The following is a 24,342-nucleotide window of genomic DNA, read 5'->3' as shown; positions in this document are numbered from 1 at the left end:
GGCCTCGCGAAGGAACACAGGTTCGCTTCGCTCACCACCCACCCCTAACCCCTCCCTGGAAGGGAGGGGAAGAGTCTGCCCTCAGGGCGTCAGGCCGGTTCCAACGTCCCTCGATACGCCACCACCAGTCCCGCGAGCGGCAGGCGGATCTCGACGTTGAACTGGAACTTCCCCCCGGCGTCGGTTTCGAAGCTCGGCCCGCCGGGCATCAGGACGCGCGGCATGGGCACGCCGAGCAGCGACCAGCGGCGCGGTACGAGCCGCAGCCGGTCGCCGTCGACGACGAGCGCCATCGCAAAGGCCGCGGGGCCGAAGCGCTCGACGAGCAGATAGGCGTCCTTCCCGCTTCCCGCATATTGCAGTGACGAAAAGCGGCGGCCGCCGAAGTCGCGCGTCCAGCGCTCGCCCTTGGCTTCGGGGGCGAAGCTCACCGTCACGGGCACCGCGGCCGCGGCCTTCGGGAAGCCGATGATCGCCGCGGCGAGGCAGGCGAGCGGGCTTTTGCCGCGGCGAACCTCGGCGACGCCGCTCCATCGCCGCGGCGCTTCGCTCGCATGGAGTTCACGCACGCGTGGGGGCAGCGTGTCGAAGGCCGATCCCAGGATGCGGCGATAGAAGGGCGCGTCCGGTTCCTCGGTGCGGAAGCCGGTGTGGATCGCGCGCGGCGCGAATAGCGTTTCGAAATCGGCGAGCGCGAGCGCGCCCGCCGATGAGCGCGCGCCGGGGGCGGGGCGCGTGCCGCTGCGCCATTTGCGGACGATCGCCTCGATCGCCATCGACGGGATATAGGGTCCATCGTCGCCCTCGGCGAGCAAATGCCAGCTGCGCTCGACCGGCTCGCCGTCCGCGCGCCCGCGCACGCGAAGGAACATGCCGCCGCGATGCTCGCCGAATTTCATCCGGTTGAGCACCCAATAGAAGAGCCGCGACAGCGGTTCGAGCGAGGGCAGGCGCAGCGCCGCGCGCGCCTTGGCCAGCAGGTTCAGGATGCGGTGGAGGATTTCGGGCACCGGCCCTGCGCCCATCCAGACATCGGTCAGTCCCGGCCAGGCGCGCGGCAGCAGCTGCAGGTCGGGGACGTCGACGAGCGAGAAATGGACATTACGCAGCGGCAGGCGGCCGGGGACCGCGACGGTGAAGCGCCGGCTTTCGGCTAGGCCTATGCCGTGCTCGTCGCGGCCGCCGCGCCGCAGCTTCACCGGCGACCCCGCATAGCCGACCACCGCGCGCATGACGTTGAGCCCGATGCCGGCATAGGGCGAAGGGGCGATGCCGCCCTCGACGCTGCTTATGTCCATCGTCTTCGCCATTTCGCGCAGCACCGCGGCGGTGAGTGCAGGAAAGCTGCTGACCCCCGACAGGACGAAGACGCCCGCCGCCTTCGCCGCCGCGTCGAAGCGGTCGACCCCGAAGACGAAATCGGCGCCGTCGGCGAAGTCGAGATAGTCGGTCTTCGCCGCGATGCATGCTTCGACCACGCGGTAGCCGTCGGCGCCATAGTCCTGGAACGGACCCGAGGCGTCGACGACGAGATCGGGCTGGTGTGCCGCGAGCGCGCCCGCGATGTCGCGGCGGTCGAGGTGCAGCGGGACGACGCGCGGCTGGCCCTTGCAGGCCGCGCACCAGGCTTCGGCGCGCTGGCGGTCGCGCCCGGCGATCAGCAGCTCGAGATCGGCGCAGTCGGCGAGCAGTTCGGCGAGACGCCCGCCGAAGACGCCATAACCGCCGAGGATCAGGATTCGCATGGGAGCCGGTGGTCCTTCACAGGATGCGCGCGCGATATTCGGGCGGAGCGACCCAGCAGGTGTCGCGCCGTCCGAACAGGCGGTAGCGATTGCGCGCGATCCAGCGATAGACGGGGTCGCGCAGCATCGCGGGGACGAGGCGGAAGACCGCCATCAGCCGCCACGGCAGGCCAAGGCCTTCGTAGATCGAGAGCACCGCATCGCTGTCGCGGCGGACGCGATCGCCGTCGACGACGAGCATGCTCACCGGGTCGGTGGGGTCGATGCCGTGCCGGCGGGCGAGCGCGGCGCCCGCTTCGCCCTGGATCGACGCCAGCCGGAAACGGCCCGCCTTGTCGTGGCGCAGCACGAACTGGGCGTTGGCCGAGCAGAGCACGCATTCGGCATCGAACAGGATGACCGGTCCGTCAGCCATCGCGGAACAGCCCGTGCTGGTTGACCAGCTCGCCGAGGCGTGGATGCGTGACCTTGAGGTCGAAGGCGAAGCGGCCATGGCCCAGATGCTGGTGCGTCACTACTGTCTCGCCGGGCGCCAACCACATGGGGAGCCGGATGCGGATACCGCACGCCTGCCAGAAATAATGGTCGGAGGTGAAGATCAGCGCGTCGGCCTCGGCGCGCACGGTCAGCGCCATGCCGAAGCCGCGGCCGATATGCTCCTCGAGCCCCGTCGGGCCGGCGAAGCTCTTGGCGCTGTGGATCGCCTGCGGGGGACCGCGGCGGCGGCCATAGAGGCGCGTCCAATATTGGCCGCCGCTCGCCCGGTCCTCGCTGACCGCGACCGCCGCGGGGGCGGGGCCGCTGACGGCGAGCGGGAGCGGCGCGCCGATCAGGCGGCAGGCCTGCGCGAGGAGCCAGCCGGCGCGCGAGAGGCGGGTCCAGACGATCTCGCCGCTGTAGGTGGCGACCGCCTGGCCGGTGAGCCGCTTGGAGAAGCGGCGGCGGACATCCTCGGGGAGCGCGTCCCAGGCGGCGCGCGGGACGAGGCGGCGGAAGCGATAGTCGTAGAGCGCGTCGTCGTCGCGCACGGAAGGGGCGGGGGCCGTTTCGACCGGTTCGCGCTGCGCTCCGCCCCACATTGTCCGTCTCCTACTGCTTGCCCTTGCCGGGGCGCCAGCCCAACAGCTTGGTCACCCCGGCGCCGAGCTTGATCAGCCGCATCAGTGCGGGCTTGGGCACGCTCAGCATCTCGTCGTGCCAGCGGCTCATCGTCGTCACGAAATCGAGCATGTCGGCGAGCCGCGCCCTGGCGCCGTCGCTGAGCCCGGGGTCGTGCGCGGCGCGCGCGACGCAGGCCTTGAGCGCCGCCTCGGCGGGATCGACCTCGCGCGCCTTGCGCCCCGCGGCGATGCGCGTGACCATTTCCCAGATGTCGGTCTCGGCGGTGAAATGGTCGCGCCGGTCGCCGAGCAAAGGCACGCGCTCGATCAGCCGCCAGCCGAGCAGCTCCTTGATCGAATTGGACACGTTCGAGCGCGCCAGCCCGAGCCGCTCGGCGATCTCCTCGGCGTGCAGCGGGCGGTCGGACACGAACAGCAAGGCATGGATTTGCGCGACCGAACGATTGACCCCCCATTGCCCGCCGAGATTGCCCCAATGGAGGATGAACTCGGTCGCCGCGGGGGACAGTTTCGACTCATGTTCGATTATTTCTGTCATGACAGAAATAATAGTCGAAACAGGAATCGAGTCAAGGCTGGTGTAGGGCTGCGACGGCGCTAGAAGGGTGTGGGTCCACGCGCGTGGAGATGCGAAAGATGCGAATGGTGATGGCGGCTGCGCTAGTGGCGGCGGGAGCGATGGGCACGGGGTTCGCGGCGCCGGCGATGGCGATCGAGCAACCCGGCGACGCCGATGCCGAGATCGCGGCGCTCGACAAGGATTTGTCGATCGCCTTCGACATGGATTATGCGACGCAGAAGGACGCGAAGCGCGACCGCTTCCTCGCGATCCGTGCGCGCGCCGCGGCCGCCGCCATACGCTTTCCCGCCGACCCCGCGAAGGTCATGCAGTTCCACGAAATCCAGGGGCTCGGGGCCTTTTACGCCGCCCAGCACAACGACCCCGAATGGAACGACGCCGAGGGCGAGAAGGCGGAAATCGTCTGGCTCAACGAGACGGTCACGCTGATCGCGCCGTCACTCGCCGAGACGGGCGGAGCGATCGGATCGCATTACGAGTTTCGCGGCGCCGCTGGGCAATTGTTCACGCTCGGGCTGCGCTACCACGACCCGCGGCTGCACCGCTGGTCGGAAACGCGCGTGCTCGCCAACCGTTACCGGATGAAAGCCTTTCCCGACAGCGATTTCGAAAGGCATCTGCTGGTGGAGGCGCTCTACGACCATGCGGTGCTGACGAAGGATCGGGCACTGATCGACGAGGCCGACCAGATCGCCGCGACGATCCGCGAGAAGGATTTGCGCGAAGCGGTGCGCGAGATGCGCGCGAAGGCCGTGGCGTCTGGCGCGCCCGGCGCGTGACCGGCCGGCGCGCGCGGGTTGCGGCGGCGGCGCGCGCGGCATATGTTAGCCGCCTGATTTCGCAGGAAGAGTAAGCCGTCATGGATTTCATCGCCAAGCCATCGCCCCAAAGCCTTGCCTTGCAGGATGAAGTCCATGCCCTCGATTACCCTCTCGAATCTTCACTACACCACAGCTGACGCCCAGCCGCTGTTCACCGGCCTCGACCTCGGCTTCGCCGCCGAGCGGACGGGGCTCGTTGGCCGCAACGGGGTCGGCAAGACCACATTGCTGCGCCTGATCGCGGGAGAAATCGAACCGCAGGCGGGCGCCGTGTCGGTGTCGGGAACCCTCGCGGTGCTGCGCCAGAGCGTCCAGCCCGGTCCGGGTGAGACGCTCGCCGGCCTGTTCGGCGTGACCGATGCGCTCGCGCTGCTCGCGCGCGCCGAGGTGGGGCGTGCGACGATGGACGAGCTCGCCGACGCCGACTGGACGCTCGAAAGCCGGATCGAAACCGCGCTCGGCCGGGTCGGGCTGGAGGCGACGCCCGACACGCCGCTCGCCGGCCTGTCGGGTGGGCAACGGACGCGCGCGGCGCTGGCGGCGGCGATCCTAGCCGAACCCGATTTCCTGCTGCTCGACGAGCCGACGAACAATCTCGACCGCGAGGGGCGGGGCGCGGTGCGTGCGCTCGTCGCCGACTGGCGCGGCGGGATGATCGTGGTCAGCCACGACCGCGAATTGCTTGGGGAGATGGACGCGATCGTCGAGCTGACCTCGCTCGGCGCGGCGCGCTATGGCGGAAACTGGAGCGCCTATCGCGCGCGCAAGGACGCCGAACTTGCGTTGGCCGAGCAGGGGCTGGCCGAGGCCGAGCGCCAGGCTGCACAAGTAGCGCGCGAGATCCAGAGCGCAAGCGAGCGCCAGGCGCGCAAGGACAAGGGCGGGCGCAAGAAGGCGGCAAAGGGCGACATGCCGCGCATCCTGATCGGCGCGCTCAAGCGCCGCGCCGAGGAGAGTGCCGGGGCGGGCGCGCGGCTTGCGGAGCGCAAGCGCGGCGAGGCTGGCGATGCGCTCGCCGCGGCGCGCACGAAGGTCGAGGTGCTGCAGCCGCTGACCGTCAGCATAGCGCCGAGCGGGCTCGCGGCGAACCGGGTGGTGGTCGACTTGCAGGACGTCACGGCGGGCTATGCCGCGGGCACGCCGGTGATCGACGGGCTAAGCTTCACGATCACCGGCCCCGAGCGGGTGGCGATTACCGGGCCCAACGGGTCCGGCAAATCGACCCTGCTCGCTTTGCTCACCGGGCGGCTCGCGCCATGGGCGGGGCGGGTGAAGGTGGTCGCCGAGCATGCGATGCTCGACCAGACGGTGTCCTTGCTCGACCCCGCGCTGTCGATCCGCGACAATTTCCGGCGCCTGCATCTCGAGACCGGCGAGAATGAGTGCCGCGCGGCGCTGGCGCGCTTCCGCTTCCGCGCCGATGCGGCGCTGCAGGTCGTCGGCACGCTGAGCGGCGGACAGATGCTGCGCGCGGGGCTCGCCTGCACGCTGGGCGCGCCGAGGCCGCCGCTGCTGCTGATCCTCGACGAGCCGACCAACCATCTCGATATCGACTCGCTGGAGGCGGTCGAGGCGGGGCTGCGCGGTTACGATGGCGCGCTGCTGGTCGTGAGCCACGATGCGGCGTTTCTGGACGCGATCGGGGTGGGGCGGTGGGTGAAGCTTGGTGGTGGATGATGGCGGGTTTGGGGTGGGAGCTGCCGGTCGCGATCCTCCCCGGAACGGGGAGGGGGACCAGCGAAGCTGGTGGAGGGGCACAGGCGGTTTGCCTTGTCGGTGAGGTTGAGCAATGCAGATAGGCAGCTGGAAATGAGCGGCTTATCGGTTTGGCGTTACGCAAATCTCCTGTGCCCCTCCACCACCCTTCGGGTGGTCCCCCTCCCCCTGCGGGGGAGGATCGCTCTTGTCCGCCACCGCCCCGAATTCCGCCCTCCGAGTTCCGCAAAACAAAAGGGACCGGAAGCGCCCGCTTCCGGTCCCTCACTTGTTCGATCGAAAGCCCGCGCTTACGCCGTCTCCATCTCGTCGTCATACTGTTCGACGGGGCCCGAATCCTGGCCCTTGGCGTCGACGTCGCGATCGACGAATTCGATGATCGCCATCGGGGCGGCGTCCGAGGCGCGGATGCCGGCCTTGATGACGCGGGTATAGCCGCCGCTCCGGTCCTTGTAGCGCTCGGCGATAGTGTCGAAGAGCTTCTTCAGCTGGGTTTCGTCGAGCAGGCGGCTCTGCGCCAGACGACGATTGGCCAGCCCGCCGCGCTTGGCGAGCGTGACCAGCTTTTCGACATAGGGACGCAGTTCCTTCGCCTTGGCGACGGTGGTCATGATCTGCTCATGCTTGATGAGCGAGGCCGACATGTTGCGGAACATCGCGGTACGATGCGCGCTGGTGCGCTGCAGCTTCCGGCCACCCGATTTATGACGCATAATCCATTCCTTCGTTTGTCAGAGGGGCCGTGCGAGGTACCCCAAGCCAGGTCGATTGCGGGCCGACCCCTTCCCGTTCTTCCGGCGAACCGTCACGGGAGTAAATCCCGTGACGTCAGTCGGCGCTTCGCGCCGCTGGCCGGCCGTTCGCGTTCGCTGGCGCGAACCGCCGCGTAGCTACGCTACGCGGCTCGCTCCCGCTTAACCCAGAAGTTCCTGTTCGAGCTTCTTGGCCATTTCCTCGATATTCTCCGGCGGCCAGCCGGGGATGTCCATGCCGAGGCGCAGGCCCATCGACGACAGCACTTCCTTGATTTCGTTCAAGGACTTGCGGCCGAAGTTCGGGGTGCGGAGCATTTCGGCTTCGGTCTTCTGAACGAGGTCACCGATGTAGATGATATTGTCGTTCTTCAGGCAGTTGGCCGAACGCACCGACAGCTCGAGCTCGTCGACCTTCTTCAGCAGGAAGCGGTTGAGCTGGTTGACGTCGCTCTCGTCGGCGGTCGCCGGCGAAGCGGCCATGCCGATCATGCCGCTGTCGTTCATCGCTTCTTCGAAGTGGACGAAGACCTGCAGCTGGTCCTGGAGGATGCGCGCGGCGTAGGCGACGGCGTCTTCCGGGGTCACGGTGCCGTCGGTGTCGACGGTCAGCGACAGCTTGTCATAGTCCAGTTCCTGGCCGATGCGGGCATTGTCGACCTTGTAGGCGACCTGGCGCACGGGCGAGAAGAGCGAGTCGACCGGGATCAGGCCGATCGGCGCGTCGGCCGGGCGGTTGGCGGTCGCGGGGACATAACCCTTGCCGGTGTCGGCGACGAGTTCCATGTTCAGCGTCGCGCCGTCGTCGAGGTGGCAGATGACATGGTTCGGGTTCATCACCTTGATGTCGCCCGACACCATGATGTCGCCGGCCTTGACGGTCGCGGGACCGGTGGCCGAAAGCTGGAGCCGCTTCGGGCCTTCGCCTTCCATCTTGAGCGCGATCTGCTTGACGTTGAGGACGATGTCGGTGACGTCCTCGCGCACGCCGGCCAGGCTCGAGAATTCGTGCAGCACGTTCTCGATCTTGATCGACGTGATAGCCGCACCCTGGAGCGACGAGAGCAGCACGCGGCGCAGCGCGTTGCCGAGCGTCAGGCCGAAACCGCGCTCAAGCGGCTCGGCGACGAAGGTCGCCTTGCGCTTGCCGTCGCTGCCGGCCTTGATTTCCAGGTTGCTGGGCTTCTTCAATTCCTGCCAGTTCCGGATATTGACAGTCATGGTCTTCCCTTTGCTTTTGGCGGGACGGGTCGGGGGCGGAAGCCGACCGGTCCGGCGTTAGGAGGTGGCGGATGCGGCCCCGGAATGGGGCGCATCCGGACAGCATCAGACGCGGCGGCGCTTGGCCGGGCGGACGCCATTGTGCGGGATCGGGGTCACATCGCGGATCGAGGTGATGTGGAAACCGACCGCCTGCAGCGCGCGGAGCGCCGATTCGCGGCCGGCACCCGGGCCCTTGACTTCGACTTCCAGCGTACGGACGCCATGTTCGGCGGCCTTTTTGCCGGCGTCTTCGGCGCAAACCTGCGCCGCATACGGGGTCGACTTGCGGCTTCCCTTGAAGCCCATCATGCCGGCGCTCGACCAGGCAATCGCATTGCCCTGTGCGTCGGTGATGGTGATCATCGTGTTGTTGAAGGTCGCGTTGACGTGGGCGACGCCCGACGAGATGTTCTTGCGTTCGCGCCGACGAAGGCGCTGCGGTTCACGAGCCATGATATATTCCTAACCTAATCCTGAATGGCCGGTGGCGGGCGTTGGCCGCTGCCCCGGCAGGGGAAAGAAACAAGGAAGCGCGCCCGGATGGACGCGCTCGACCTTATTTCTTCTTGCCGGCGATCGGCTTGGCCTTGCCCTTGCGGGTGCGCGCATTGGTGTGCGTGCGCTGGCCGCGGACCGGCAGGCCCTTGCGATGACGCAGGCCGCGATAGCAGGCGAGGTCCATCAGGCGCTTGATGTTCATCGCCGTGTTGCGGCGAAGGTCACCCTCGACCGTGTGGTCGGCGTCGAGCGTTTCGCGGATCTGCAGGATCTCGGCATCGCTGAGGTCCTGGATGCGGCGCGTGTGGTCGATGCCGAGCTTGTCGGCGATGTCGACGGCGGTCTTGCGGCCGATGCCGTGGATGTAGGTGAGCGCGATGATCACGCGCTTGTTGGTGGGCAGATTGACGCCCGCGATACGTGCCATTGGGTACTTTCTCCTGCTCCACAGGGCCGCTGGCAACGGCCCCATCTCAAAGCGTCTGATTTCCAACGCAAAAAACGGACCACGAATACGCAGCTGCGCTTCGCCGTCCGGTCAGGCTGTCGGAATGGAAGGCGCAAGTAAGGTGAGTCGTGCAGAAAGTCAAGCGAAGCGCAGGGATTTGCGGCGAGCCGGGCTGCCGCAGCGATGCGCTTTCGGTGCCGGCCCGCTTTAAGGTCTCAAAGTTCACCGGTCGGGCATGCCCGGATTGTGACCTTTGTGCCCTTAAGCTGCTTGCGATGCGGGCGAGCAGGGGAAAAATGGCATGGCGGGGGAGTTTAGGAAAGCGGTTTTTTTGGCGGGTGGGATGCGGGGGCGGGTTTCGGGCGGGAGCTGCCGCAGGCTATCATGATATTCGCGCAGAGGCGCAGAGGCCGCAGAGAGGATGGTCTTTCTTCTCTGCGGCCTCTGCGCCTCTGCGCGCATTATATATGGAAGAAGCGGTTCGATTGCTTTCGGGCGAGTAGCAGACGAGCCGACCTATAAACCCCGTTCGTGTCGAGCGAAGTCGAGACACCCATCGGGAGCGCTTGCCTTCGGGGTGTCTCGACTTCGCTCGACACGAACGGAAATAGAGGACGGTCTGGAAACCACCCTCAAATCGACGCTTCTGCCTCAACTGTCAGGGCGCCGCCGTCAGCGACACCGCGCGATCGTGCAAGCGGGCGACGACGGCCCGATGGATTCCCGGGGCGCAGGCGATGACGCCGAAGGCCTGCGCGCGCGGGGTGTTGAAGCGGAGCGGCTCGCCGAACGCGTCCGAAACCGCCGCGCCGGACTCGGCCGCGATCAGCGCCGCGGCGGCGACGTCCCATTCGAAACCCCAGCGCAAGGTCGCGACCAGGTCGGCGCGGTCGTCGGCGACCAGCGCCATGCGCAAAGCGATGCTGTTCGGCTTGGTCACCATGATCAGGTCGCGGTCGATCTTGGGCAGGCTGTCGGCGGGGACGCGCGATCCGTCGAAGATCATCCGGCGGCTGGCGCGCAGGCTCTCGCCGTTCAGCGTCGCGCCCTGGCCCTTTTGCGCGACCCACAGTTCGTCGAGCGCGGGGGCATAGAGCACGCCGAGCTCGGGGGTGCCGTCGATCACCAGCGCGACCGACACGCACCAGCCGGGGCGGCCGCGGATGAAGTCGCGCGTGCCGTCGATCGGGTCGACGCACCACATCGCGCGGCACGCCAGGCGGTCGTCATTGTCGGCGGTCTCTTCGGAAAGCCAGCCGGCCTCGGGCACCATCGCGCCGAGCACGGCCTTCAGCCGCGCATCGACCGCCAGATCGACGTCGCTCACCGGATTGTCGTGCGACTTGTTCCAGACGTTGACCGCCTTGCCCTCGCCGCGCCAGCGCGCCATCGCCATGTCGCCGACCTCGCGGGTGGCGGCGATCACGGCTTCGAGGTTGCGACCCGGCACGGCGTTCAGCTCGACGCGACGGTCATGCCGTCGATGCGCAAGGTCGGCACGTTGGTCGCGTGACGGAAGGCGAGGTCGTCGGCGGGGATCAGCGCGGCGAACATGTCGATCAGATTGCCCGCGATGGTGAATTCGGCGATCGGCTCGGCGAGCTGGCCACCCCGGATCGCGAAGCCCGTCGCGCCGCGGCTATAGTCGCCGGTGACCGGGTTGACGCCCTGGCCGATCAGCTCGGTGACATAGACGCCCTCGGTCACGCCCGCCATCAGCGCGGCGGGGGTGACACTGCCCGCGGCAAGATGGACGTTGCTGACCGCGACCCCCGACGCTCCGCCGCCGCGGCTCGCATGGCCGGTGGGGGTCAGGCCGAGCTGCTTCGCCGAGGCGGTGTCGAGCAGCCAACCGGTGAGCTTGCCCCCCGCCACCAGGTCGCGCGCCGCGGTCGGCAGCCCTTCGCCGTCGAAAGCGCGGCTGCGCAGCCCGCGCGGGCGGTGCGGCTCGTCGCGGATGACGATCGCGCTGTCGAAGAGGATCTGCTCCTCCTCGCCGAGCAGGAAGCTGGTGCCGCGCGCGATCGCCGGGCCGCTGATCGCGCCGAGCAAATGGCTGACCAGGCTGCTGGAGACGCGCGGGTCGAACAGGATCGGCAGCTTGCCGGTTGGCGCCTTGCCGGGGTTCAGGCGGGCGACCGCGCGGGTGCCGGCGCGCGTGCCGATCTCGGCGACGCCTTCGAGGTCGGCGAGATAATGGGCGCTGTGCCAGCCATAGTCGCGCTGCATGCTCGCGCCTTCGCCCGCGATGACGCTCGCCGAGAGGCTGTGCCCGCTCGCGCCATAGCCGCCCGCAAAGCCGTGGCTGGTCGCGAGCGCGATGCGCGTGCGGCTGTGGCTCGCGGTGCCGCCCTCGCTGTTGGTGACCCCGGCGACCGCGCGCGCGGCCTCCTCGACGGCGAGCGCGGCGGTGCGTAGCGCCTGCGGATCGGCCTCGCTGGCGTCGTCGAGGTCGAGGTCGGGGATCGCGCCCTTGGTGAGCAGTTCTTCGGGCGCGAGGCCCGCATAGGGATCTTCGGGCGCCTCGCGCGCCATCGCGACGCAGCGGGTGACCAGCTTGGCGAGCTCGCCCGCATCCATGTCGGCGGTCGACACGCTCGCGCTGCGCTGGCCGACGAAGACGCGGAGCGCGATGTCCTGCCCTTCGGAGCGTTCGACATCCTCCAGGGCGCCGAGGCGCATCGAGACCGAGGTCGCGGCGTTGCAATAATAGAGCGCGTCGGCGGCGTCGGCGCCCGCCTTGGTGGCGGCGTCGCACAGCATCTGCGCGCGGTCGAGGGCTTCAGCTACAGTCAGCATGGCCGCGCCTTAGGGCGCGCGCGCTTTGCCGTCAAAATCTTATCGGTGAAAGCCCAAGGATTGTCGGGCGTCAGCCGCCGATGACGGAGAGGCCGGTCGTCGCGGCCATCGCGCCGCTGACCCAGACGAAGGGCAGCGCGAGCGCGGCGACCCACAGGCGGCGGACGTCGCGGCGGAAGCGCGCGTGCAGCCCCCAGCTGGCGAGCGCCTGGCGGCTGAGATGATACCAGCGGCGTTCGGTGGTCCGCGCGATGGGCACCGCGAGGACGAGGAGCAGCGCGAGTGCGATGAAGGTGAGGGCGGTCGGCGCGCCCGCGGCGATCGCGCTCGATACGAGCCAGATCTGCAGCCCGGCGAAAACGAGGAGCGCGGCGGCGGCGTGGAACGTCATTCGGCGGCCCAGATGGCGTGCCGTGGGCACGCTGCGGGTCGTGCGCCGGAACAGGCGCGGTCCGAATGTCGATGCCATTTTTCAGCCTCCCCGGCCGGCGATTCCCAGAAACGACACGTTTTCAGCCAATAATGACCGAGTCAAGACAGAGTGCCCCTGATTCGTTAATTTAGCCCTCGATTCGCCCCGGATTTGCAACGAATCCGCGTCGGGAGGCCGAAATGCCGCCAATCGGGCAGCGAAAGTCGCGTCCGAAAGCTGCTGCGGGTCGCTGGGCCGCGACTCGGAGATGGCGCCGCGCTTCGTCGACCGAAGACTGGTTTCCGTCGAAACCTTGCATCCGCCCGGACGCCTGATAGCGTCTAGATCCTGTCCGTTCGGATCCTTTCGAAAACAGGGGAAATCATCGATGCGTCATCTCGCTTTTCTGGCGGCTCTTGCGCTGCCGCTCGCGCCCGCGCTCGCGCAGGAGGCGGCGGCACCCGCCGCCGACGTCGCGCCCAAGCCCGCGGCGCTGGTTGCCGACGGTATGCCCGACGTTCCAGCCGAGCTCGCGGCGGCGACGCGGCCCTATATGGAAAATCGCGGCGCGAGCTTCGTCGGCTGGAACCCGGTCGACAAGTCGATGCTGATTTCGACGCGTTTCGGCAACACCAACCAGATCCACCGCGTCGCGATGCCGATGGGCGACCGCAAGCAGCTGACCTTCGAGGCCGAGCCCGTCGGCGGTGCCGCCTGGTCGCCGAAGACCGGCGACCTGATGCTGGTGCAGAAGGATATCGGCGGCAATGAATTCTACCAGATCTATGCGATGAGGGACGGGCGGCTCGAACTGCTCACCGACGGCAAGAGCCGCAACGGGCTCAACGCGTGGAGCAAGGACGGCCAGCTCGTCGCTTATACCTCGACGCGCCGCAACGGCCGCGACAGCGACATCTATCTGATCGACCCGCGCAACCCCAAGTCCGACCGGCTGGCGGCTGAGGTCGAGGGCGGTGGCTGGGCGCTGCTCGACTTCGCGCCCGACAAGAGCTGGGCGCTGGTCGGAAAATATACGTCGGTGCAGAAATCGGACTTCTTCCGCCTCGACCTCAAATCGGGCGCGATGACGCCGATCGGCGATCATAGCAAGACGGTGTCGCACAATGGCGGCCAGTTCGCGCCCGACGGCACGATCTGGATCACCAGCGACGAGGGTGCCGAGTTCGAGCGGCTCGGCACGATCGACCCTGCGACGGGCGCATTCACGCCCCGCGGCCCGGCCGAGAAATGGGAGGTCGCGGGCTTCGACATCGCCGACGACGGCAGCTTCATCGCCTATACGGTCAACGAGGCGGGCATGTCGAAGCTGCGCCTGCTCGATCCGAAGACCGGCGCGGTGCGCACGGTCGAGGCGCTGCCCCCCGGCATCATCGGCGGGGTCGAGATCGCGCCGTGGGGCGAGATCGGGATCAGCTTCACCTCGGCGCGCGCGGCGGCCGACGCCTATAGCGTCGATCCGAAGACGCTGAAGGTCACGCGCTGGACCGAAAGCGAGACCGGCGGCCTCGACGTCACCAAAAATGTCGAAGCCGAGCTGGTCAAGGTGAAGAGCTTCGACGGGCTCGAGGTGTCGGGCTTCCTCTATCGCCCTGACCCCGCGAAATTCCCCGGCAAGCGCCCGCTGATCATGAACGTCCATGGCGGCCCCGAGGGGCAGTCGCGCCCGGGCTTCATGGGGCGGACCAATTATCTGATCAACGAGATGGGGGTCGCGGTCTTCTACCCCAATGTCCGCGGCTCGACGGGCTATGGCAAGACCTTCGTCAGCCTCGACAACGGGCCGTTCAAGCGCGAGGACAGCGTCAAGGACATGGGCACCTTCCTCGACCATTTCGCGAAGGACAAGACGCTCGACCCCGCGCGCTTCGGGCTGACCGGGGGCAGCTATGGCGGCTATATGTGCTATGCCGCGGCGATCCATTATGCCGACAAATTGCGCGCCAATCTCTGCGTCGTCGCGATCTCGAACTTCGTGACCTTCCTCGAGAATACGCAGGATTACCGCCGCGACCTGCGCCGCGTCGAATATGGCGACGAGCGCGTGCCCGAACAGCGCGCGAAGCTGATGGAAATCTCGCCGCTGACGCGCGTCGCCGAGATCAAGAAGCCTCTGTTCATCGTCACCGGCGCCAACGACCCGCGCGTGCCCGCGTCGGAGGCCGACCAGATCGTCAAGGCGGTGCGGGGGAATGGCGGTACCGCCTGGCATCTCGTCGGCACCAACGAAGGCCATGGCTTCGCGAAGAAGGAAAATGCCGACTATAATTTCTGGGCGTCGCTCGTCTTCTGGAAGCAATATTTGCTGAACTGATTCTTGCCGATCCTCCCCACCTGTGGGGAGGTGGCAGCGCGCAGCGCTGACGGAGGGGGGTGGCGTCCCAAAGCGGCGTTGCGTCAGGCCGCGAACCCCCTCCACCGCCTTCGGCGGTCCCCCTCCCCGCGAGCGGGGAGGATTATGCGGTTCGCCCCCATTTGACTCTCCGCCCCTCGGCGCCCAGTCTTTGGGCGACGGGGAAACGGGGGCGGCGGTCATGGCGAAGTGGGCGAAAGTCTTGGGTCTTGCGGCGATGCTGGGGCTCGCGGGATGCGCGGCGGGGCCGGCACCTTCGGGTGGCGCCCGCCCGTTGATCGCCGCGCAGGGCGCGCAGCCCGGCAGCTTCCTGACGCTCTCTGACGTCCATTACGACGGCAATAGCGCCGACATCTGGGGCCAGGGCCAGGAAACCAGCGCGATCCTGTGGACGCGCGCGCAGGCCGAAGCGAAGCGCGTCATCGCCGCCGACGATCCCGGCTTCATTCTCTATCTCGGCGACCTGCCCGCGCATGACCAGCCCGAGGCGCTGCGCGAGACGCAGTTTAAGGCGGTGCTGGGCGGGCTGCAGGGGCTGGTCGCGGGGACGAGCAAAAGGCTGCTGTTCCTGCCGGGGAACAACGACAGCGACGGCGAGGATTATTGCGCCTTCACCACCGGCGGCGAGACGCCTTTCGATGCCGCGACCGATCCCGCCGCCTGGCCGGTGATCAACGCGCAGCCGGGCGATATCATCGACGCCGGCCAATTGGCGCGGGGCTTTTATTCGGCCTACCCGCTCGGCAAGCCGGTTGCCGGCGCCTCCGGGCCCGCGTTACGCCTGCTCGCGCTCAACACGGTAATCTTCAATCCCAATTACGGGGTGTTCCAGGGCGCGAGCTGCGTCGATGCCGCGACGCGGCAGGCCGACGCCGATGCGCAGATCGAATGGCTCTATGCGCAGCTCGTCGATGCGGCGCTGAAGAAGGAGAAGGTGATCGTCGCGATGCACGTGCCGCCGGGGATCGACGGCTATGGCGGCGGACCCAATTGGAACCCGGCGCTCGCCTATACGGGGAGCGCGCCGGGGCTGACGCGCTACACGGGGCGCCCGGTGCAGGACGTCTATCTCGCGCTGGTCGCGGCCTTCTCGAAACAGATCGTCGGGACATTGAGCAGTCATACGCATTTGAACGACCTGCGCCGGTTGCGCGACTGCGACGGGCATGTCACCGAACTCGACCTGTCGATCCCCGCGGTGACCACCGACCATGGCAGCAACCCCGCGCTGAAGCTGCTGCGCCACGACGCGCGCTACGAGTGGCTGGCGGCCGATACGCGCTACGCGAGCGAGGCGACGGGCAAGGACTGGGTGGGCGGGAACCGGTTCAGCTTTGCCGACAATTATCCGTGCACGGCCTGCGACGGCAGCGAGACGCTGGGCGAATGGATCGCGAAGGTGCCCGAGCCGGATTTGCTGGGCGACATGCTCGGTTATCTGATGGTCAAGCGGTCGGTGCCGTCGAACCCGCGCCATTACAAGGCGTCGATGGATGTGCGCTGCAGCGGTTGAGGCTGGACGAACATTGGGTTTGCGGTGGGGAGCGGACCTCACCGATCCTCCCCGGCACGGGGAGGGGGACCAGCGAAGCTGGTGGAGGGGCACAGGCGGCTTGTCTTGCCGGTGAGGTAACGCACTGCAGATCCGCGGCTGGAAATGAGCGGCTTGGCGGTTTGGCGGTTTGGCGTTACGCAAACCTCCTGTGCCCCTCCACCACCCTTCGGGTGGTCCCCCTCCCCCGTTGGGGGAGGATCGCTCTTGACCGCTTCCGCCCGAAAACTGCCATCGGGCGTACGGACAGAATCAGGTCACTGCGGCGGAACCGGCAGTTCGCTCGCTTCGGGATCGGGCTGTTCGCGCTGCGGTGCGGTGCCATTGGCCTGCGCCTCCAGATCCTCCGCCGCCTTCTGCCGCTCGGCCATCGCGCGTTCCTCGGCGACGACCGCGGCCTCGACCTCGTCCGATGCCGCGTCGATGCCCGCGAGGCGCTTGGCGCGCTCGTCGGCGATCATCGCCTGCCAGTCGGTCTTGTCGGCGGCCTGCTCCTCGGCCCGGGCGCCCGCGACGAGCGCCTGGGTGCAGCCGGTGAAGCCGCCGAGCCCGACCGGCGAGCAGCTGTCGGTGCCGAAGCGGCCGACGCGTTCCATCGTCGTCACGCGGTTGAGCCATGCCTGGTTGCGCGGGTCGAGCGGGTCGCCGCCGCGGAAGATCTGCGGCACGCGGTAACGGTCCTGTTCGGGCATGCGGTTACACACGACGATCTCGTCGGCGGCGCTCGGTTCGCACTTGTCGTTGCCGTAGACGATGACCTGGTTGATTTTCTCGGCCTCCGACGTGTCCTGCGCGGCGGCGGGGAGCGCGAACAGGCTGCTGGCCATGAACAGCGCGGCGAGGGGGAGGCGGGTCATCGGATTTTCCTTCGTTATTTCGTGCGGCATGACACCGCGTGCCTGCATCCGTCATGAACGGGCAGGGGCTAGTCTATCAGATACGCTTCGACAGCGCGATGGCTGCACGGCAGCCCGCGCGGATCGCGAAGCTGAGCAGCGGATAGCCCGGCGCGCTTTCGGCGCCCGCGGCGAGCGCGGCTTCCTTATGTTCGAGCTCCTCGGCGCGGAAATCGGCGACCGCGGCGCTGAGTTCGGGGTCGCTGTCGCCGAGCTCCTCGAGCTGGTGCCGGTAGTGGCGGTCGATCTCGGTCTCGACCGCGGCGGTGCACGCCATCGCGGCGCGCGGGCCTAATGCTGCGGTCACCGCGCCGAGCGCGAAGCCCGCGACGTCCCACACCGGCTGCAGCGCGGTCGGGCGCACGCCGCGCCGCGCGACCATCGCGTCGAAGAACTTGCGGTGGCGCTCTTCCTGCTCGGCCATATGCGCGATCTCGCGCGCCATCGGGTGGCGGTCGCCCATCACCGCGAGCTGGCCGGCGTAGATGCGCGTCGCGCCATATTCGCCCGCCTGGTCGACGCGGATCATCGACGCATGTTTGTCGGCGCTGGAGGCTTTCGGGCTCATGCCGCCGATGTGGACCGGCGGCGCAGCAAGATCAAGACGAGCAGCGCCGCGCCGAACGAGAAGATCGCGTTATACCCCGCGAGCGAGATGCCGCCGAGCGTCCATTGCGCGACGTCGCAGCGGACGATCGGCGCCGCCATGATGTCGTCGAGCGTTACCGGCCCGCCGCCGGTGGTGCTGCAGGTGGTGAGCCCCTGCCACCAGCCATATTCGACCCCGGCGTGGAAGACGCCGATCGCGCCGCTGATCGCGATAGCGAGCGCCGCGAGCATCGTCAGCGCGCGCCTCGCGCGGTCGTTCTTGTTCAGCAGCAGCGCGAGCAGCGCGAGCAGGATCGCCGCCTGGTGCGGCCAGCGCTGCCAGTAGCACATCTCGCACGGGTGCAGCCCGAAGCCGAGCTGCGACACCAGCGCGCCGCCATAGAGGAGCAGGGGCGCCGCGAGCGCGACGAGTGGCGCGGCGATACGCGAGTTCAGCATAGACCTACCTATATTGTCGTCATCCCGGCGAAGGCCGGGATCTCAACCTGGCATCATATCGCACCGGTGAGATCCCGGCCTTCGCCGGGATGACGGAAGGGCTTAAAATCAGTTGCGGCGCACCGGCTTGGCGGCGGGCTTCGCGGGCGCCTTGGTCGACTGCGCCATCCGCGCCGCAGGGTTGATCCGGCCGATCGTCTGCAGCGCATAGTTCAGCTGGAAATCCTCGACGCCCTTGGCCTTCAGCTCCTCTGCGGTCGCGGTGAAGCGCGGATCGTCCTTCTCGTCCTTTTCGAGCAGGCTGTTGTCGACCTTCTTCTCGTTGACCAGGTGGCGGCGCAGGTCGCTCTCACGGAACCGCGGGCGGTTCTTGTAGTCGGGGTCCGACAGCTGCGGCACGCGGATGTCGGGTTCGATCCCGCCCTCCTGAACGCTGCGTCCCGACGGGGTGAAATAGCGCGCCGTGGTCAGCCGCAGCGCCGTGGTCTCGGTCAGCGGCAGGACGGTCTGCACCGATCCCTTGCCGAAGCTGCGCTCGCCCATCACCACCGCACGGTGCTGGTCCTGGAGCGCGCCCGCGACGATTTCGGAGGCCGAGGCCGATCCGGCGTCGATCAGCACGATCACCGGCGCGCCGCCGGCGAGGTCGCCGGGTTCGGCGAAATAGCGTTCGATGTCGCCCTTGCGCCGGCCGCGCTGCGAGACGATCTCGCCGCGTTCGAGGAACAGGTCGCTGATCCCGACGGCCTCGTCGAGCAGCCCGCCGGGGTTCGAGCGCAGGTCGAGCACCCAGCCGCGCGGCTTTTTGCCCATCGATTTTTCGACCGCCATCATCGCGGCGCGCAGGTCGGTGGTCGCATCGGCCGAGAAGCTGGTGACGGTCAGCACGCCGACGTCGCCCTTCACTTCCCATTTGACGGGCTTCAGATCGATGATCTCGCGCGTCAGCGACAATTCCATCGGCTTGTCATGGCCTTCGCGCACGACGGTGATGTCGATCTTGGTGCCCGGCTTGCCGCGCATCTGTTCGACCGCTTCGTCGAGCGTCAGCCCGAAGATCAGTTCCTTGTTGATGTGCGTGATATAGTCGCCGGCCTTGATCCCGGCCTTGTCGGCGGGGGTGTCGGCGGTCGGCGCGATGACCTTCACGACGCCGTCCTCCATCGTCACCGAGAGGCCAAGGCCGCCATATTCGCCGTCGGTCTGGGTGCGCAGGTTCGAGAAGCCGCGCGCGTCGAGATAACCCGAATGCGGGTCGAGGCTGGCGAGCATGCCGTTGATCGCGCCCTCGATCAGCTTCGAGTCGTCGACCGGCTCGACATAGTTGGAGCGCACCTCGAGGAAGACGTCCATGAAGCGCGAAATCTCGTCGGTCGTCGCGGTATCGACGGTCGCCATCGCCCCGGTCGCCAGCGGCACCAGCGCGAGCGTGCTCAGCGCGGCGGCGCCCTGCCACAGCGCGAAACGGCGCTTTGCGGACACGGGTTTCTTGGTCGTTTCGGTCATGATCGTCTTTCAGCCTTGGCGCAAGTTTCGCCTTATATCCCCGGCAGCCCATATTCCTATGCATTGCCCGGGGCGTCAAGCGATGCATCCCGATAGGGGACAATGGCAAAACGCCGCCTTAACGGCGCCCCGTCACCCCAGCATCGAGGCGATGTCGACCGGCCGCCCGGCGCGGCGCAGTTCGACGGTGATGAAGGCGTCGTCGGCCCCCGCGCGGCCGATCGGCGCGCCGGCATCGACGCTGTCGCCGACGCTCGCCGACAGGCCGATCATCCCGGTCAGGAGCGAGGTCCAGCCGCCGCCATGGTCGATGATCACGATCTTGCCGTAACCGCGATAGTCGCCGGCGAAGCTGACGCGCCCGGGTGCCGGCGCGACGACCTGGCCCCCGGGCCGCGCGGCGATGGTGATCCCGCGCGAGCGCACTCCGCTGTCGTCGACCTCGCCCAGACCCGCGACGATGCGCCCGACGACGGGCAGGCGGTACGCGCCCTCGGTCAGTTCGGCCTCGGCGGACGGCGGCGGCGTGGCGGCGGGATTGCCGCTCGTGGGGCTCCGCGGCCGCGCGACGGGGCCTGCAAGCGCGGCGAGTTCGGCGCGCACGCCGGCGTCGGCTTCGAGCGTGTCCATCAGCTCGACGATATCGCGCGCCTTTTCGCCCAGCCCCACGGCGCGGTCTGCCTCGAGCCGCGCGCTGCTCATCAGGTCGCGCGAGCGCAGCCGCCCCTCGTTCTCGAGCCGCGTCAACTCGTCGCGGCGCGTCGCGAGCTGCTTCTTGCTCGCCGCGAGCGCGGCGAGCGCGACCGATTGCTGGCGCCGCGTCTCGCGCAGTTCGGCGAGCTCGCGGCGTACGCCCGCGGTGCGGCGCTCGATCACCGGCATCACCGCGTCGAGCACCGCGCGTGCATGCACCATGTCGGTGAGCGATCCCGGCTGTGCGAGCACGCTCACCGGCGGCTGGCGCGAGAGCTGCTGCAACGAGGCGGTGAGTTCGAGCAAGGGCTGCTGCTGTTCGGCGAGCCGCGCCTGTTGCGCCGCGAGCCTCCGTCCGACCAGCGCGACGCGCGCCTCGCCGGCGCTGATATCGGCTTCGGCCGACTGGATGCGCGCGGCGAGCGCGGCGCTGCGTTTCTTCAGCCGGTCGGCGGCATTGCTCGCCGCCTGCGCCTGGCGTTCCAGCGCGGTGCTGCGCGCCATTGCGTCGAGCGATTGCGCCTTGGCGGTGACGAGTTGCTGGCGCTCGCGTGCGGCGATCGCGGCGGGGTCGAAGACGTCGCTCTGCGCAACCGCGAGCGCGCCGCCGGCGAGCGCGAGGAGCATCGCGGGCAGGGCGAGGACGGGCCTCACTGCTGGCCCTCGCGATGATAGGGATGACCCGCGATGATGCTCGTCGCGCGCCACAATTGTTCGGCGAGCATCGCGCGTGCCATCAGATGCGGCCAGGTCGCGCGGCCGAAAGCGATCGCCTTGTCGGCCTGCTTGCGTTCGTCGGGGGTGAAGCCGTCGGCGGCGCCGAGGCAGAAGCGCGCCTCGCGCACGCCGTCGTCGCGCCAGCGTTCGAGGAGTTTGGCCAAATCGAGGGAGGTGATCTGCTCGCCCGTCTCGTCGAGCAAGATGGTGCGGCAACCGGGCGCGGCAGGGGGGGCTTTGCCCCCGGTGTCAGGCAGTTCGGTGATCTTCTGCGGCCAGGTCACGCGCTTCATATAGCGGCCGACGAGGTCGGCTTCGGGGGACCGCCCGATGCGTCCCCGCGCGATGATGTGCAGCAGCATGGACGCCGCCTAACCGCTGTGCGGCGGCGGCGTCAATTCACTGCTGCGACCGGCGGCGCGTCGCCGAACGACCACATGCGCTCGAGGTTGTAGAAGCTGCGCACTTCGGGGCGGAACAGGTGGACGATCACGTCGCCGGCGTCGATCAGCACCCAGTCGGCGTTGGGCAGGCCCTCGACACGGACCAGCCGGCCCGCTTCCTGCTTGATCCGCTGCGCCAGCTTGTCGGCGATCGCCGAGACATGGCGCGTCGACCGGCCGCTCGCGATCACCATATGGTCGGCGATGCTGCTCTTGCCGGCAAGCGGGATGGAAATGGTTTCCTGGGCCTGATCCTCGTCCAGCTGGTGGAGGATCAGCGCGTGGAGGGCGTCCACGCTGTCATTCGGTGCGGCGCCGGGCGCGGCATCCTTACTGGCGGCTATCAAGCTTTTTCATTCCTTTCATGCGCTGCCAGGCGCGAATGCGTCACCGGGTCGCGCATCGCGCGGCCAGCATAGCTCTCGAACCAGCGGGGGTTGGCCTGCCGTATTGCAGTTGCGGATCGCACGTCGGGCGAAAATCGCAGGAACACGAGGGCAGGCGGTCTCCAGTCCGTCCAGCGAGATTTCTGGTCGACGGGCCGGACGAAGCGCCGAAGCCAACCCATCGCCAAGGCAGCATGGGTGCGGCCATTATAGCCCGGACGCGCGACAACCGCAATCGGCATGAGTCGCGCGATCCCCCGCCAGTCGCGCCAGCGGGGCAACCCGGCGAGATTGTCGGCGCCCATGATCCAGACGAAGCGGCGATTGGGATATTTGCGGACGAGCTTTCTGAGCGTGTCGACGGTGTAGCGCGTGCCGAGTTCGGCTTCGATCGCGGTAGCGCGGATCGGCGAGCGCCGTGCGGCGCGCTGCGCCGAGCCGAGGCGTGCGGGGAGCGACGCCATGCCCTTCGCGGGCTTGAGCGGATTGCCCGGCGAGACGAGCCACCAGAGTTCGTCGAGCCCGAGCGCGTCGATGGCATTGAGGCTGATCGCGCGATGCCCGCCGTGCGCGGGGTTGAAGCTGCCGCCGAGGAGGCCGGTGGTGATCATGGGATGGACTGCCAATCGCTGCGGTTATGCTGCACGCGCGCGATCAGGATGCCATCGGGTTCGATCTGGTAGATCAGGAGAAGCGGCGTGGCCGGCACGCGCCATTTGCGCAGCGAGCCGTCGGTGATCTGCGGTCCTGCGCGTGGGTGTTCCAGTAGGAAGTCGGCGGCATCGAGCGCCGCATCGACCGCGCGGAACCCGAACTCCGGGTCGGTCATCATGTAATAGTCTTCGATCCGGGCAAGATCCGATCCCGCCGGCCCCGACCATCGAATCCGCACCATCAGCGAGGATCGGCGCTTTTCGATTTCAGCAGCGCGCGGCGTTCGGCGATCACGCGCTTCATATCCTCATGCGAAATCCAGTCACCGGCGCTGGCCGCGTCCAGGCCCTCCTGCACGAACGTCAGAAATTCGGCTTCGCGCCGCGCATGTTCGCGCACCGCCTGCGAGACGAACCACGCTCTGCTGCGACCCTGCGCCGCAACGATCTCGTCGACGAGCGCGACGGTTTCCTCGTCGACGCGGGCTGAAATGACAGTTTGTTTGGTCATGAGTTGCAACGTATCATTTGTATACAAATGACTCAAGGACGCGTCTGGCCGCTCCCGCGCACCAGCCATTTATAGGTCGTGAGCCCCTCGAGCGCGACCGGGCCGCGGGCGTGCAGCCGTCCCGTCGCGATGCCTATCTCGGCGCCCAAGCCGAATTCGCCGCCGTCAGCGAATTGCGTCGAGGCGTTGTGCATCACGATCGCGCTGTCGACCTCGGCGAGGAAGCGTTCGGCGACCGCTATATCCTCGGTGACGACCGCGTCGGTGTGCTTGCTCGAGTGCGCATCGATATGCGCCAGCGCGCCGGCGAGGCCGCCGACCATTGCGACCGAGACGATCGCGTCGAGATATTCGCAATCCCAGTCGTTCGCGCTCGCCGGGGTGACGTGCGGGCTCAATGCCGCGACCTCCTTGTCGCCGCGCACTTCGCAGCCCGCCGCGACCAGCGCATCGACGATGGCGAGCGGCGCGGGATAGGCGCTGTCGATCAATATCGTCTCGGTCGCGCCGCAGACGCCGGTGCGGCGCATCTTGGCGTTGACCGCCAGCGCGACCGCCTTCGCCGGATCGGCGCCGCCGTCGATATAGAGATGGTTGATCCCGTCGAGATGCGCGAGCACGGGCACGCGCGCCTCGTCCTGCACGCGCGCGACCAGGCTCTTGCCGCCGCGCGGGATGATGATGTCGACCAGCCCCTGCGCACGGAGCAGCGCGCCGACTGCGGCGCGATCCTGAGTCGGGACCAGCTGCACGGCGTCGGCGGGGAGGCCCACCGAGGCGAGTCCCGCGGCGAGCGCCGCGTGAATCGCGCGGTTGCTCTGCACCGCCTCGCTGCCGCCGCGCAGGATCACAGAATTGCCCGACATCAGCCCCAATGCGGCGGCGTCGGCGGTGACGTTGGGGCGGCTTTCGTAGATGATTCCGACGACGCCGAGCGGGACGCGCACGCGGCTGAGGATCATCCCGTTGGGCCGCACGGCGCGGTCGATTTCCATGCCGACGGGGTCGGGCAGCGCCGCGACCGCCTCGACCGCGTCGGCGATGCCGCCGAGCCGCGCGTCGTCGAGCCGCAGCCGGTCGAGCATCGCCGCCGACAGGCCCGCTGCTTTGCCCGCCGCCATGTCGCGCCGGTTCGCGTCGAGGATCGCGTCGGCGCGCAGGCGGAGTTGTGCGGCGGCGGCGCGCAGCCCTGCGGCCTTGTCGGCGGTCGACACCACCGCCAGCCGCTTCGCGGCGGCGCGCGCGCGCGCGCCCATGTCGGCGATCAGCGCGTCGGCGTCGGGAACCGGGGACAGGGTGTGGGCTTTGGCGGTCATGCGCGGCCCCTATCATGCTTTGCGTTGGCGACGAAAGTCCCCGTTGCGCCCGCCGCGCGCGCTGCTACCTAGGACCGGTCTGTTATTTCGGATCGC

The 24,342-nt window shown here is 68.2% G+C and carries 26 protein-coding genes; 4 read left to right on the top strand and 22 right to left on the bottom strand.

Going from position 1 to position 24,342, the window contains the following annotated elements:
- Window positions 1-89: 89 nt before the first annotated feature.
- The 4 genes from AC1RNQ_RS01250 to AC1RNQ_RS01235 form a co-directional block, all read right to left on the bottom strand.
- A complete protein-coding gene (locus AC1RNQ_RS01250; RefSeq protein ID WP_493168271.1) occupies window positions 90-1,745 on the bottom strand; it encodes a saccharopine dehydrogenase family protein in 1,656 nt (551 codons plus the stop codon).
- 16 nt (window positions 1,746-1,761) lie between these two features.
- Window positions 1,762-2,160 carry a thiol-disulfide oxidoreductase DCC family protein gene (locus AC1RNQ_RS01245; protein WP_493168270.1) on the bottom strand — a complete coding sequence of 133 codons (399 nt, stop codon included), beginning with the start codon at window positions 2,158-2,160 and terminating at the stop codon, window positions 1,762-1,764.
- On the bottom strand, window positions 2,153-2,773 hold the full coding sequence (locus AC1RNQ_RS01240; RefSeq protein ID WP_493168269.1) for a DUF4166 domain-containing protein: 621 nt from the start codon (window positions 2,771-2,773) through the stop codon (window positions 2,153-2,155). Before AC1RNQ_RS01240 ends, AC1RNQ_RS01245 begins: the two co-directional genes overlap by 8 nt.
- Before the next feature lie 61 nt (window positions 2,774-2,834).
- Complete coding sequence (locus tag AC1RNQ_RS01235; RefSeq protein WP_493168268.1) at window positions 2,835-3,404, bottom strand: GbsR/MarR family transcriptional regulator; 570 nt, start codon at window positions 3,402-3,404, stop codon at window positions 2,835-2,837.
- 98 nt (window positions 3,405-3,502) lie between these two features.
- On the opposite strand from AC1RNQ_RS01235, the gene AC1RNQ_RS01230 reads away from it, so the two are divergent.
- Together AC1RNQ_RS01230 and AC1RNQ_RS01225 are read left to right on the top strand one after the other, a co-directional pair.
- Window positions 3,503-4,225 (top strand): hypothetical protein, encoded by a 723-nt coding sequence (locus AC1RNQ_RS01230; protein WP_493168265.1) that lies wholly within the window; start codon window positions 3,503-3,505, stop codon window positions 4,223-4,225.
- A 135-nt stretch (window positions 4,226-4,360) separates the two neighbouring features.
- The gene (locus AC1RNQ_RS01225) at window positions 4,361-5,944 is read left to right on the top strand and encodes an ABC-F family ATP-binding cassette domain-containing protein (RefSeq protein WP_493168264.1); all 1,584 of its coding nucleotides are present in this window, start codon (window positions 4,361-4,363) and stop codon (window positions 5,942-5,944) included.
- Between the two features lie 329 nt (window positions 5,945-6,273).
- Here the strand turns inward: AC1RNQ_RS01225 and rplQ are convergent, their stop codons facing one another.
- The 7 genes from rplQ to AC1RNQ_RS01190 all read right to left on the bottom strand — a co-directional run bounded on the left by rplQ (window position 6,274) and on the right by AC1RNQ_RS01190 (window position 12,212).
- Window positions 6,274-6,696 carry a 50S ribosomal protein L17 gene (gene rplQ / locus AC1RNQ_RS01220; protein ID WP_493168262.1) on the bottom strand — a complete coding sequence of 141 codons (423 nt, stop codon included), beginning with the start codon at window positions 6,694-6,696 and terminating at the stop codon, window positions 6,274-6,276.
- A gap of 201 nt (window positions 6,697-6,897) precedes the next feature.
- Complete coding sequence (locus tag AC1RNQ_RS01215; protein ID WP_493168261.1) at window positions 6,898-7,956, bottom strand: DNA-directed RNA polymerase subunit alpha; 1,059 nt, start codon at window positions 7,954-7,956, stop codon at window positions 6,898-6,900.
- Window positions 7,957-8,061: 105 nt separating this feature from the next.
- Window positions 8,062-8,451 (bottom strand): 30S ribosomal protein S11, encoded by a 390-nt coding sequence (rpsK, locus tag AC1RNQ_RS01210; protein WP_003040416.1) that lies wholly within the window; start codon window positions 8,449-8,451, stop codon window positions 8,062-8,064.
- Between the two features lie 103 nt (window positions 8,452-8,554).
- Window positions 8,555-8,923 carry a 30S ribosomal protein S13 gene (gene rpsM, locus AC1RNQ_RS01205; RefSeq protein ID WP_493168260.1) on the bottom strand — a complete coding sequence of 123 codons (369 nt, stop codon included), beginning with the start codon at window positions 8,921-8,923 and terminating at the stop codon, window positions 8,555-8,557.
- A gap of 679 nt (window positions 8,924-9,602) precedes the next feature.
- Window positions 9,603-10,394: an inositol monophosphatase family protein gene (locus tag AC1RNQ_RS01200; protein ID WP_493168259.1), complete on the bottom strand. Its 792-nt coding sequence runs from the start codon at window positions 10,392-10,394 to the stop codon at window positions 9,603-9,605.
- A gap of 5 nt (window positions 10,395-10,399) precedes the next feature.
- A complete protein-coding gene (locus AC1RNQ_RS01195; RefSeq protein ID WP_493168258.1) occupies window positions 10,400-11,743 on the bottom strand; it encodes a TldD/PmbA family protein in 1,344 nt (447 codons plus the stop codon).
- Between the two features lie 70 nt (window positions 11,744-11,813).
- Window positions 11,814-12,212 (bottom strand): hypothetical protein, encoded by a 399-nt coding sequence (locus AC1RNQ_RS01190; RefSeq protein WP_493168256.1) that lies wholly within the window; start codon window positions 12,210-12,212, stop codon window positions 11,814-11,816.
- A gap of 331 nt (window positions 12,213-12,543) precedes the next feature.
- Between AC1RNQ_RS01190 and AC1RNQ_RS01185 the strand changes: the two genes are divergently transcribed.
- Both AC1RNQ_RS01185 and AC1RNQ_RS01180 read left to right on the top strand, forming a co-directional pair.
- Entirely contained in the window at window positions 12,544-14,487 is a 1,944-nt protein-coding gene (locus tag AC1RNQ_RS01185; RefSeq protein ID WP_493168255.1) for a S9 family peptidase, read from the top strand.
- Between the two features lie 220 nt (window positions 14,488-14,707).
- Entirely contained in the window at window positions 14,708-16,039 is a 1,332-nt protein-coding gene (locus AC1RNQ_RS01180; protein WP_493168254.1) for a metallophosphoesterase family protein, read from the top strand.
- 296 nt (window positions 16,040-16,335) lie between these two features.
- Here the strand turns inward: AC1RNQ_RS01180 and AC1RNQ_RS01175 are convergent, their stop codons facing one another.
- The 11 genes from AC1RNQ_RS01175 to AC1RNQ_RS01125 all read right to left on the bottom strand — a co-directional run bounded on the left by AC1RNQ_RS01175 (window position 16,336) and on the right by AC1RNQ_RS01125 (window position 24,246).
- Window positions 16,336-16,935, bottom strand: a complete 600-nt coding sequence (locus AC1RNQ_RS01175; protein ID WP_493168252.1) for a hypothetical protein — start codon at window positions 16,933-16,935, stop codon at window positions 16,336-16,338.
- A 76-nt stretch (window positions 16,936-17,011) separates the two neighbouring features.
- Window positions 17,012-17,542 (bottom strand): demethoxyubiquinone hydroxylase family protein, encoded by a 531-nt coding sequence (locus tag AC1RNQ_RS01170; protein ID WP_493168250.1) that lies wholly within the window; start codon window positions 17,540-17,542, stop codon window positions 17,012-17,014.
- Window positions 17,539-18,021: a disulfide bond formation protein B gene (locus AC1RNQ_RS01165; RefSeq protein ID WP_493168249.1), complete on the bottom strand. Its 483-nt coding sequence runs from the start codon at window positions 18,019-18,021 to the stop codon at window positions 17,539-17,541. The genes AC1RNQ_RS01170 and AC1RNQ_RS01165 overlap by 4 nt, the downstream gene beginning before the upstream one ends.
- Before the next feature lie 108 nt (window positions 18,022-18,129).
- On the bottom strand, window positions 18,130-19,527 hold the full coding sequence (locus tag AC1RNQ_RS01160; RefSeq protein ID WP_493168248.1) for a S41 family peptidase: 1,398 nt from the start codon (window positions 19,525-19,527) through the stop codon (window positions 18,130-18,132).
- A gap of 132 nt (window positions 19,528-19,659) precedes the next feature.
- On the bottom strand, window positions 19,660-20,874 hold the full coding sequence (locus AC1RNQ_RS01155) for a murein hydrolase activator EnvC family protein (RefSeq protein ID WP_493168247.1): 1,215 nt from the start codon (window positions 20,872-20,874) through the stop codon (window positions 19,660-19,662).
- Window positions 20,871-21,299, bottom strand: a complete 429-nt coding sequence (locus tag AC1RNQ_RS01150) for a 23S rRNA (pseudouridine(1915)-N(3))-methyltransferase RlmH (RefSeq protein WP_493168245.1) — start codon at window positions 21,297-21,299, stop codon at window positions 20,871-20,873. The genes AC1RNQ_RS01155 and AC1RNQ_RS01150 overlap by 4 nt, the downstream gene beginning before the upstream one ends.
- Before the next feature lie 32 nt (window positions 21,300-21,331).
- A complete protein-coding gene (gene rsfS / locus AC1RNQ_RS01145) occupies window positions 21,332-21,727 on the bottom strand; it encodes a ribosome silencing factor (RefSeq protein ID WP_197411701.1) in 396 nt (131 codons plus the stop codon).
- On the bottom strand, window positions 21,724-22,377 hold the full coding sequence (locus tag AC1RNQ_RS01140) for a nicotinate-nucleotide adenylyltransferase (protein ID WP_493169379.1): 654 nt from the start codon (window positions 22,375-22,377) through the stop codon (window positions 21,724-21,726). Before AC1RNQ_RS01140 ends, rsfS begins: the two co-directional genes overlap by 4 nt.
- On the bottom strand, window positions 22,374-22,661 hold the full coding sequence (locus AC1RNQ_RS01135) for a type II toxin-antitoxin system RelE/ParE family toxin (RefSeq protein ID WP_493168243.1): 288 nt from the start codon (window positions 22,659-22,661) through the stop codon (window positions 22,374-22,376). Before AC1RNQ_RS01135 ends, AC1RNQ_RS01140 begins: the two co-directional genes overlap by 4 nt.
- Window positions 22,661-22,930, bottom strand: a complete 270-nt coding sequence (locus AC1RNQ_RS01130) for a CopG family ribbon-helix-helix protein (protein WP_493168241.1) — start codon at window positions 22,928-22,930, stop codon at window positions 22,661-22,663. The genes AC1RNQ_RS01135 and AC1RNQ_RS01130 overlap by 1 nt, the downstream gene beginning before the upstream one ends.
- 32 nt (window positions 22,931-22,962) lie before the next feature.
- Window positions 22,963-24,246 carry a glutamate-5-semialdehyde dehydrogenase gene (locus AC1RNQ_RS01125; protein ID WP_493168240.1) on the bottom strand — a complete coding sequence of 428 codons (1,284 nt, stop codon included), beginning with the start codon at window positions 24,244-24,246 and terminating at the stop codon, window positions 22,963-22,965.
- Window positions 24,247-24,342 lie beyond the last annotated feature (96 nt).

This window comes from Sphingopyxis sp. GW821-FHT12F08 (assembly GCF_058806755.1).
Note: the sequence above shows the minus strand (reverse complement) of the source record. Positions and strands in the feature narration are given on the sequence as shown.